Annotated in this window: 10 protein-coding genes; 8 read left to right on the top strand and 2 right to left on the bottom strand. The window is 61.9% G+C overall.

Annotated elements, in window-relative coordinates:
• Positions 1-109: 109 nt before the first annotated feature.
• The 5 genes from epd to fba all read left to right on the top strand — a co-directional run bounded on the left by epd (position 110) and on the right by fba (position 4,290).
• The gene (gene epd, locus BLX41_RS22165) at positions 110-1,189 is read left to right on the top strand and encodes an erythrose-4-phosphate dehydrogenase (RefSeq protein ID WP_123726613.1); all 1,080 of its coding nucleotides are present in this window, start codon (positions 110-112) and stop codon (positions 1,187-1,189) included.
• A 17-nt stretch (positions 1,190-1,206) separates the two neighbouring features.
• Positions 1,207-2,370, top strand: coding sequence for a phosphoglycerate kinase (locus tag BLX41_RS22160; RefSeq protein ID WP_123726612.1), 1,164 nt, complete (start codon positions 1,207-1,209; stop codon positions 2,368-2,370).
• A gap of 32 nt (positions 2,371-2,402) precedes the next feature.
• On the top strand, positions 2,403-2,624 hold the full coding sequence (locus BLX41_RS22155) for a hypothetical protein (protein WP_123726611.1): 222 nt from the start codon (positions 2,403-2,405) through the stop codon (positions 2,622-2,624).
• Between the two features lie 60 nt (positions 2,625-2,684).
• Complete coding sequence (locus tag BLX41_RS22150) at positions 2,685-3,014, top strand: MliC family protein (RefSeq protein ID WP_011063956.1); 330 nt, start codon at positions 2,685-2,687, stop codon at positions 3,012-3,014.
• 211 nt (positions 3,015-3,225) lie between these two features.
• Complete coding sequence (fba, locus tag BLX41_RS22145; RefSeq protein WP_003229012.1) at positions 3,226-4,290, top strand: class II fructose-bisphosphate aldolase; 1,065 nt, start codon at positions 3,226-3,228, stop codon at positions 4,288-4,290.
• Between the two features lie 249 nt (positions 4,291-4,539).
• Here fba and BLX41_RS22140 read toward each other — a convergent pair whose 3' ends face one another.
• Entirely contained in the window at positions 4,540-5,211 is a 672-nt protein-coding gene (locus BLX41_RS22140; RefSeq protein WP_123726610.1) for a polysaccharide lyase family 7 protein, read from the bottom strand.
• 319 nt (positions 5,212-5,530) lie between these two features.
• On the opposite strand from BLX41_RS22140, the gene BLX41_RS22135 reads away from it, so the two are divergent.
• The 3 genes from BLX41_RS22135 to BLX41_RS22125 are packed head-to-tail and all read left to right on the top strand — an operon-like array spanning position 5,531 to position 8,529.
• Complete coding sequence (locus BLX41_RS22135; protein ID WP_123726609.1) at positions 5,531-7,654, top strand: putative bifunctional diguanylate cyclase/phosphodiesterase; 2,124 nt, start codon at positions 5,531-5,533, stop codon at positions 7,652-7,654.
• Positions 7,655-7,696: 42 nt separating this feature from the next.
• The gene (locus BLX41_RS22130) at positions 7,697-8,209 is read left to right on the top strand and encodes a M48 metallopeptidase family protein (RefSeq protein WP_123726608.1); all 513 of its coding nucleotides are present in this window, start codon (positions 7,697-7,699) and stop codon (positions 8,207-8,209) included.
• 23 nt (positions 8,210-8,232) lie between these two features.
• Positions 8,233-8,529 carry a winged helix-turn-helix domain-containing protein gene (locus BLX41_RS22125; protein ID WP_123726607.1) on the top strand — a complete coding sequence of 99 codons (297 nt, stop codon included), beginning with the start codon at positions 8,233-8,235 and terminating at the stop codon, positions 8,527-8,529.
• A gap of 3 nt (positions 8,530-8,532) precedes the next feature.
• Here BLX41_RS22125 and BLX41_RS36000 read toward each other — a convergent pair.
• A partial coding sequence (locus tag BLX41_RS36000; protein WP_259745078.1) for a GNAT family N-acetyltransferase occupies positions 8,533-8,722 on the bottom strand: 190 nt, incomplete at its 5' end.

Below are 8,722 nucleotides of genomic sequence, written 5' to 3'. Positions count from 1 at the left end.
TTGCCAGCGATTCGCGGTCTGCCTGGCACACCGCTGATCGCTGGCAAGCCAGCTCCTGCGATGGGGTGCGTATAACAAGTTCGTCTGCCTGTGCCTGATCGAGAACCCCATGCCTCAACCGCGTCCCTATAAAGTTGCACTCAACGGCTACGGCCGGATTGGTCGTTGCGTCTTGCGTGCTCTGTTCGAGCGAGGGGCTGCGGCCGGATTCGAGATCGTCGCAATCAACGATCTGGCCGACATGGCCAGTGTCGAATACCTGACACGCTTCGACTCCACCCACGGCCGGTTTCCCGGCGAGGTGAAGGTCGACGGCGATTGTCTGCATATCAATGGCAACTGCGTGAAAGTGCTGCGCAGTGCCACCCCTGAAGGCATCGATTGGGCGTCCCTGGACGTCGATCTGGTGCTGGAATGCTCCGGCGCCTATCACACCCGTGAAGACGGCCAGCGTTTCCTCGACGCCGGCGCGCCGCGGGTGCTGTTCTCCCAGCCGATGGCCAGCGAGGCGGATGTCGACGCCACCATCGTTTATGGAGTGAACCAGGAGTGCCTGACCGGCGCCGAGCGGCTGGTTTCAAACGCCTCCTGTACCACCAACTGCGGCGTACCGCTGTTGCGTCTGCTGGATCAGGCCATCGGCCTGGAGTACGTGTCGATTACCACCATTCACTCGGCGATGAACGACCAGCCGGTGATCGATGCCTATCACCATGAGGACTTGCGTCGTACCCGTTCGGCGTTCCAGTCGGTGATCCCGGTGTCCACTGGTCTGGCGCGTGGTATCGAACGCCTGTTGCCGGAACTTGCCGGGCGAATTCAGGCCAAAGCTGTGCGAGTGCCGACGGTCAACGTGTCCTGCCTGGATATCACCATGCAGACCGTGAGCGATACCGACGCCACCGAGGTCAACCGGATCCTGCGCGAGGCCGCCACCAGCGGTCCGCTCAAGGGCCTGCTGGCCTATACCGAGCTGCCTCACGCCAGCTGTGATTTCAATCATGATCCCCATTCGGCGATCGTCGATGCCAGTCAGACCCGCGTTTCCGGCCCTCGGCTGGTGAACATCCTGGCCTGGTTCGACAACGAATGGGGCTTTGCCAACCGGATGCTGGATGTTGCTGGGCACTACCTGCAGACAGCCACTCCACGCTCTGACTCTAAACTCTCTGTTTCTGAAGAACAGTAACCCAGGAATTGCGACCCATGACCGTGTTGAAGATGACCGACCTCGATCTGCAAGGTAAGCGCGTGCTGATCCGCGAAGACCTCAACGTCCCAGTCAAGGACGGTGTTGTCACCAGCGATGCGCGGATCCTGGCTTCGCTGCCGACCATCAAGCTGGCCCTGGAAAAAGGCGCGGCAGTGATGGTCTGCTCGCACCTGGGCCGCCCGACCGAAGGCGAGTTCTCCGCCGAGAACAGCCTCAAGCCGGTAGCCGACTACCTGAGCCGTGCCCTGGGCCGTGAAGTGCCGCTGGTGGCCGACTACCTGGGTGGGGTCGAGGTCAAGGCCGGCGATATCGTGCTGTTCGAGAACGTGCGCTTCAACAAGGGCGAGAAAAAGAACGCCGACGAGCTGGCCCAGCAATACGCTGCGCTGTGCGACGTGTTCGTGATGGACGCTTTCGGCACCGCGCACCGCGCCGAGGGTTCGACCCATGGCGTGGCCAAGTTCGCCAAAGTGGCCGCTGCAGGTCCCCTGCTGGCTGCTGAGCTGGAGGCACTGGGCAAGGCACTGGGCAACCCGGCCAAGCCGATGGCGGCCATCGTTGCCGGCTCCAAGGTGTCCACCAAACTGGATGTGCTCAACAGCCTGAGCCAGATCTGCGACCAGTTGATCGTCGGCGGCGGCATCGCCAACACCTTCCTGGCCGCTGCCGGGCATCCGGTGGGCAAGTCGCTGTACGAGCCGGACCTGCTGGACACCGCCCGCGCCATCGCCGCCAAGGTCAGCGTACCGCTGCCGGTGGACGTGGTCGTGGCCAAGGAATTCGCCGAAAGCGCCGAAGCGACCGTCAAGCTGATTGCCGACGTGGCCGCTGACGACATGATCCTGGACATTGGCCCACAAACCGCGGCCCAGTTCGCTGAACTGCTGAAAACCTCCAAGACCATCCTCTGGAACGGTCCGGTGGGCGTGTTCGAATTCGACCAGTTCGGCAACGGCACCAAGGTGCTGGCCCAGGCCATCGCCGACAGCGCCGCGTTCTCCATTGCCGGCGGTGGCGACACCCTGGCGGCCATCGACAAGTATGGCGTTGCCCAGCAGATCTCCTACATTTCTACCGGTGGCGGCGCCTTCCTCGAGTTCGTCGAGGGCAAGGTGCTGCCGGCGGTTGAAGTCCTGGAAGCCCGGGCCAAGGCCTGAGATTCCCGTTGGCCTGGCAAAGGAGTGTTCTGATGGTCAAGACATTGCCACTGTTGATCGCCGTGGCTTTGCTGGCGGGGTGCTCCGGCGCTCCACAGGCAAAATCGGCCGATGAGGCCGGCGAGCCGGACAAGGGCTGCTATCAGGCCGATTGGCAGGCCGAGACGGCGCCGGTGATCAACAAGCGCCTGGGCCCTGAGGGCCTGGAGAAGTACGAGACACCGTCAAAGACCAGGGAACAGGGTTGCCCTTGACGGGTCGGATTGGATAACGCAACGCGCTGGGGCCTGTGGGCTGCCGGCCGAGGAACATCGATGAAAGGTTTGATCGCCGTGGCGATGCTGGGCTTGCTGGCAGGTTGCGCCAACCTGAACCTGCTCAAGTCGCCGACCACTGACAACTGGACGACCTGGACCTGTGACAGCCAGGCCCAGGTGCTCTGGCGCTACACCGATGACAGCCGCAAGGCGGTCGACGTGCGCCTGGGGGGCGACGATCAGGTTCGGCGCCTGAAGCTTGAGCCCAGTGGTTCGGGTTCGCTGTACAGCGATGACATGCTGGCGTTTCACGTCAAGGGTGAAGAGGGCCTGGTCTACTGGGTCGCCACCAACGACCTGATCGGCCGCGGCTGCAAGGCCATGTAGGTGCGGGCTTGCCAGCGAAGGCGGCCTTTCAGACCTGTGCAAGGTTCAAGGCCCCTTTCGCCGGCGAGCCGGCTCCTGCAGGGCTGTAGAGATTTGGTTTTAACGGATAGAGCAGAGCGGGCTGACCCCCGATCTGCAATCACTTGAATAGCAGTCGCCGCTACGGCAGGCTTGCACGATTAACGACCCTCGACCGGGAGAGACACACACAATGGCACTCATCAGCATGCGCCAGATGCTGGACCACGCAGCCGAGTTCGGCTACGGCGTTCCAGCCTTCAACGTCAACAACCTTGAGCAGATGCGCGCCATCATGGAAGCCGCTGACAAGACTGACTCCCCGGTGATCGTTCAGGCGTCCGCCGGTGCGCGCAAGTACGCCGGTGCGCCGTTCCTGCGCCACCTGATCCTGGCGGCGATCGAAGAGTTCCCGCATATCCCGGTGTGCATGCACCAGGACCACGGCACCAGCCCTGACGTCTGCCAGCGCTCGATCCAGCTGGGCTTCTCCTCGGTCATGATGGACGGCTCCCTGGGCGAAGACGGCAAGACTCCGACCGACTACGAATACAACGTGCGCGTCACCCAGCAGACCGTGGCCATGGCCCACGCCTGCGGCGTCTCGGTAGAAGGCGAGCTGGGCTGCCTGGGTTCCCTGGAAACCGGCATGGCCGGTGAAGAAGACGGCATCGGCGCCGAAGGCGTGCTGGATCACAGCCAGATGCTGACCGACCCGGAAGAAGCCGCGGACTTCGTCAAGAAGACCCAGGTCGACGCCCTGGCCATCGCCATCGGTACCAGCCACGGTGCCTACAAGTTCACCAAGCCGCCTACCGGTGACGTGCTGGCCATCGACCGCATCAAGGAAATCCACAAGCGCATCCCCAACACCCACTTGGTGATGCACGGTTCGTCGTCGGTTCCGCAAGAGTGGCTGGCGATCATCAACCAGTACGGCGGCGACATCAAAGAAACCTACGGCGTGCCGGTTGAAGAAATCGTCGAAGGCATCAAGTACGGCGTGCGCAAGGTCAACATCGACACCGACCTGCGCCTGGCGTCCACCGGTGCCATGCGTCGTTTGATGGCCACCAATCCGAGCGAGTTCGACCCGCGCAAGTTCTTCGGTGCCACCGTAACCGCCATGCGCGACGTGTGCATCGCGCGTTACGAAGCCTTCGGTACTGCCGGCAACGCTTCGAAGATCAAGCCGATCTCCCTGGAAGCGATGTTCCAGCGTTACCTCAAGGGTGAGCTGAACGCCAAGGTCAACTAAGTCTTAGCGTCATCCGGAAAGCCCGCAGCGATGCGGGCTTTTTTGTGCCCGCAATTCCCGCCTCCGTAGGCGCTGGCTTGCCAGCGAAGAGGACCTTTGGGATCGCGCTGCACTCAAGGGCGCCTTCGCCGGCAAGCCGACTCCTACAGGTGGTCGAAGTGTTTATTGTAGGAGCTGGCTTGCCAGCGAAGAGGACCTCTGGGCCTGCGCCGGGCTCAAGGGTGCCTTCGCTGGTAAGGGGAGGGGGGTTCAGATTTTGTTGTGGTCGATATCCAGCTTGGAGAAGGTCACCTTGCCGCCCTCGCTGGTGTAGCCGCTGTTGTCCTGTACATAAACCCCAGCCTTGAAATACAGCGGCTTGTCGCGCCAGGTGGCGCTCAACTGGCCATCCCATTGAAAGCCCGCCGCACTGATTCCCAGGGCACCGCCGGGGCTCAGGTGGATCAGGTAGGAAAACTCCCGATCCATGGGCACGTTCTTGGCGATGGTAATGACCCGGCCTTCGTCGTCATCCGGGCGCATGCGCACCTTAGCCACGACATTGCCGTAGCCCTTGCTGGTCTTGTACTGGTACTCCACTTTCACCAGGGGCTTGGTGCTGTTGTAGGCATGGATCTGGCCGACGACGATCTTGCCCGACGAAGGTACCTGTTTCACCGCCAGGGTGGCGTACAGCAGGTTGTCGGCCTCGGGATAGGTCCAGTTGCGCAGGTTGCCGTTGGAATAGGTTTCCCGCAGCTCGGTGCGCGGGTAGATGGCGTTCTCGGTTTTCGAGCCGGTGACCGGCGACCAGAAGAACAGGGTGCCGCTGTCGGAGTGGAAGTACTGGTCCTTGAAGCCTTTGACCAGGGTCGGAGTATCAATGGTTGCCGGTGGGCTGCCGACGGGAACGCTGAGGTTCCAGGTTGCCAGATCGATCATGGTGAGGGGTTCCGCAAGGATAGGTCTGGTGCAGGTCGCCGAGGGCTTTAGCCTGCGCTTCTTCGGGCGTCTTTATAGCGCAGAACCGAGGCTTGGCGAGGTCCGTACGGCGGATATATGGCGTCAGCAAAATGTCGAAATGCCATCTTTCCCGGTTTTAATGCGGCAAAACTGTGACCGTTAGTCGGGAGCCGATGCCATTGGCGGAGTGATGGCGTGATGGCAGCTTCTGCTTTTCAAGATCCGGGTCTAGAGTGAGTCCACAGTTTTAGTCAGGTTTTCTCACCCGTTCAGTCTTATTACAGACAAGAGAAGCAGCATGGAATGCGTGCACCCGGAGGTCGCCCAAGGCCACTCCACTCTTCTGATCGTTGATGACTATCCTGAAAATCTCCTAAGCATGCGTGCTCTGTTGCAGCGTCAGGACTGGCGGGTAATGACCGCTGCCTCCGGTGTCGAGGCCCTGGGCCTGTTGCTCGAGCATGAAGTGGATCTGGTGCTGCTGGATGTGCAGATGCCCGGCATGGATGGTTTTGAGGTGGCTCGTCTGATGCGCGGCAGCCAGCGTACCCGGCTGACACCGATCATCTTCCTTACCGCGAACGAGCAGTCCCAGGACGCCGTGATCAAGGGCTATGCCAGCGGCGCGGTGGACTACCTGTTCAAACCCTTCGACCCGCAGATCCTCAAGCCCAAGGTCCAGGCCCTGCTGGAGCACCAGCGCAACCGCCGAGCCCTGCAGCACCTCAGTCATGATCTGGAAGTGGCGCGAGCGTTCAATGCCTCGGTGTTGGACAACGCCGCCGAAGGCATCCTGGTGGTGGACGAGGGCGGCCATGTGCGTTTCGCCAATCCGGCCGTTTCGCGCTTGCTCAATGCCCAGGTGAAAGAGCTGGAAGGCTCGCCCTTTCTCGACTACCTGCAAAAGCCTCACGTCCCCGACTGGAACGAATCCGAACTCTACGCCTGCTACCGCCGGGGTGAGACCTATCGCTTGCATGACGCCCTGCTGCGTACCGTCCCGGGTCAGCAGCTCAGCGTGGCACTGTCCTGCGCGCCCCTGCCCAGTGAACAGAAGGCCATGGTGGTGACCTTGCTGGATATGTCCGAGGTGCGACACCTGCATCAACAGTTGGAGTACCAGGCCGTTACCGATCCGCTGACGGGCCTGCTCAACCGGCGCGGTTTCTATCAGACGGTGGAGAACATCCTGCTGCGCAGCGATCGCTCGGGAAAGTCTCTGGTCCTGCTTTATCTGGACCTGGATGGCTTCAAGCGGGTCAACGACTCCCTGGGGCACGATGCCGGCGACCGGGTGCTGCGCTGGGTCTCCGAACAGTTGAAGGAATGCCTGCATTCGTTCGACATTCTCGGGCGCATGGGCGGCGACGAGTTCACGGCCTTGCTGGAGTTGAGCTTCCCGGAGCAGGCGGCAAAAATCGCCGAGAAACTGATCGAGCGCCTGTCCATCAGCCAACAGATCGATGGCATGGAGGTGGTACTGGGAGCCAGTATCGGCATCGCCATCTATCCTGACTGCGGTTCCAATCTGGACGGCCTGTTGCGGGCGGCGGATATCGCCATGTACGAGGCCAAGCGTGCCGGCCGTCAGCAATACCGTTACTACGACCATGATATGAACGGCCGTGCCCGTTCCCGACTGATGCTCGAAGAAAGCGTGCGCAGCGCGGTGGAGCGCAAGGAGTTCACCCTGGTGTACCAGCCCCAGGTGGCCATTGCCGATGGCCGCTTGCGGGGGTTCGAGGCGTTGCTGCGCTGGCGGCACCCGAGTGTCGGCGATGTACCGCCGGGGCTGTTTCTACCGTTGTTGGAAGAGGCGCGGTTGATCAGCCGCCTGGGCAGCTGGATCTATCAGCAGGGGGCCGCTCAGCGCAAGGATTGGGAGCAGGTGTTCAGCCCGGATCTGGTGCTGGGTGTCAGCCTCAGCGCTACCCAGTTCGGCATGCCCAACCTGACCACCGAACTGCGCCAGGTGTTGTTGCGCCATGGCCTGCAGCCTCGTCAGTTGGAGGTGGAGGTTACCGAGGCGGCATTGACCCAGAACCTGGACGAGACCCGCAAGCAGTTGCAGCAGTTGCATGAACTGGGGGTGCGGGTCGCCCTGGATGATTTTGGCTCAGGCAGCTGCTGCCTGGCGTACCTGCGCGACCTGCAGTTGGACACCCTCAAGCTTGACCGGCACCTGATCGCTCGCCTGCTCACTTCGCCGCGAGATGCCGCCATCGCCCGCAGCGTAATCGACCTGTGCAAGCAGTTCGGCCTGCTGGTGATTGCCGAAGGTGTGGAAACCCTCGAACAGTACGAGTGGCTCAAGGCCAACGGTTGTGAATACGTGCAGGGTTTCCTGGTGGCTCGCCCCCTGACGGCCAACAGCGCCAGTCAATTTGCCCAGCCTTTTGACTGGAGCGCGTTGCCGGCCTGAATTCGCTACACTGGCGCCCTTTGCACCTTGCGTTGCCCCTTCATGACTGCACTCAAATACCTTCAGGCCTATCCCGTCGCCCTGCAACAGCAAGTGCGCCAGCTGATCGACGAAGATCGCCTGGGGGACTACCTGAACCGGCGTTATCCGAACAAGCACGCGGTGCAGAGCGACAAGGCGTTGTACAGCTACGCTCTGGAACTGAAGCAGGAGTACCTGCGCAACGCTCCGGCCATCGACAAGGTGTTGTTCGATAACCGCCTGGATCTGACCCACCGCGCCCTGGGCCTGCACACCACGGTGTCCCGGGTGCAAGGCGGCAAGCTCAAGGCCAAGAAGGAGATCCGCATCGCCTCCCTGTTCAAGGAAGCGGCGCCGGAGTTCCTGCGGATGATCGTGGTGCACGAGCTGGCGCACTTCAAGGAGTCGGACCACAACAAGGCGTTCTACAAGCTCTGCGAGCATATGCTGCCGGGCTATCACCAGCTGGAGTTCGACCTGCGGGTCTACCTGACCTGGCGCGACCTGCAAGCCAGGGCGGGAGCGGCAGACTAGTGCTTAGTGAAAGGGAGTAGGCGATGGATGTAAGCAAGACCAAGAGCAGTTTCTACCGCCGCCTGTATGTGGCGTATCTGATCGACAGCGGCCTGGCCAGCAGCGTGCCGGCGCTGACCGAAGTCACGGGCATGCCCCGACGCACGGCCCAGGACACCATCTCCGCCCTGGCGGACCTGGACATCCTCTGCGAGTTCGAGCAGCAGGATGGCGCCCGCAATCATGCCGGGCGCTATCGGATCCATAGCTGGGGGGCCATCGACAAGGGTTGGATCGAACCCAATCTGCGGCAGATCAAGACGGTGCTGGGTTATCCCTGAGTCTCAGGCCCGGCGCATGCCGATATGGGGAATGCCGTCTTCCAGGTACTCCTGGCCCGCGACGATGAAGCCGTAGCCTCCGTAGTAACCCTGTAGATGGGCCTGGGCCGAGAGGTAGATCGGGGTTTCTGGCCAGTGCCGTTGTGCCTGTTTCAGCGCCTGCTCCATCAAGGCATGACCCAGGCCCTGGCCA

The organism is Pseudomonas protegens, from assembly GCF_003732485.1.
Classification (GTDB): Bacteria; Pseudomonadota; Gammaproteobacteria; order Pseudomonadales; family Pseudomonadaceae; genus Aquipseudomonas; species Aquipseudomonas protegens_B.
The sequence above is the reverse complement of the archived record's forward strand: the minus strand, read 5'-3'. Positions and strand labels throughout refer to the sequence as shown.

Excerpts from the sequence above, each read along its gene's own strand:
- BLX41_RS22125 (WP_123726607.1), top strand. The coding sequence starts at position 8,233 with ATGGATGTAAGCAAGACCAAGAGCAGTTTCTACCGCCGCCTGTATGTG.
- epd (WP_123726613.1), top strand. The coding sequence starts at position 110 with ATGCCTCAACCGCGTCCCTATAAAGTTGCACTCAACGGCTACGGCCGG.
- BLX41_RS22140 (WP_123726610.1), bottom strand. The coding sequence starts at position 5,211 with ATGATCGATCTGGCAACCTGGAACCTCAGCGTTCCCGTCGGCAGCCCA.
- BLX41_RS22130 (WP_123726608.1), top strand. The coding sequence starts at position 7,697 with ATGACTGCACTCAAATACCTTCAGGCCTATCCCGTCGCCCTGCAACAG.
- BLX41_RS22135 (WP_123726609.1), top strand. The coding sequence starts at position 5,531 with ATGGAATGCGTGCACCCGGAGGTCGCCCAAGGCCACTCCACTCTTCTG.
- BLX41_RS22150 (WP_011063956.1), top strand. The coding sequence starts at position 2,685 with ATGAAAGGTTTGATCGCCGTGGCGATGCTGGGCTTGCTGGCAGGTTGC.
- BLX41_RS22160 (WP_123726612.1), top strand. The coding sequence starts at position 1,207 with ATGACCGTGTTGAAGATGACCGACCTCGATCTGCAAGGTAAGCGCGTG.
- fba (WP_003229012.1), top strand. The coding sequence starts at position 3,226 with ATGGCACTCATCAGCATGCGCCAGATGCTGGACCACGCAGCCGAGTTC.
- BLX41_RS22155 (WP_123726611.1), top strand. The coding sequence starts at position 2,403 with ATGGTCAAGACATTGCCACTGTTGATCGCCGTGGCTTTGCTGGCGGGG.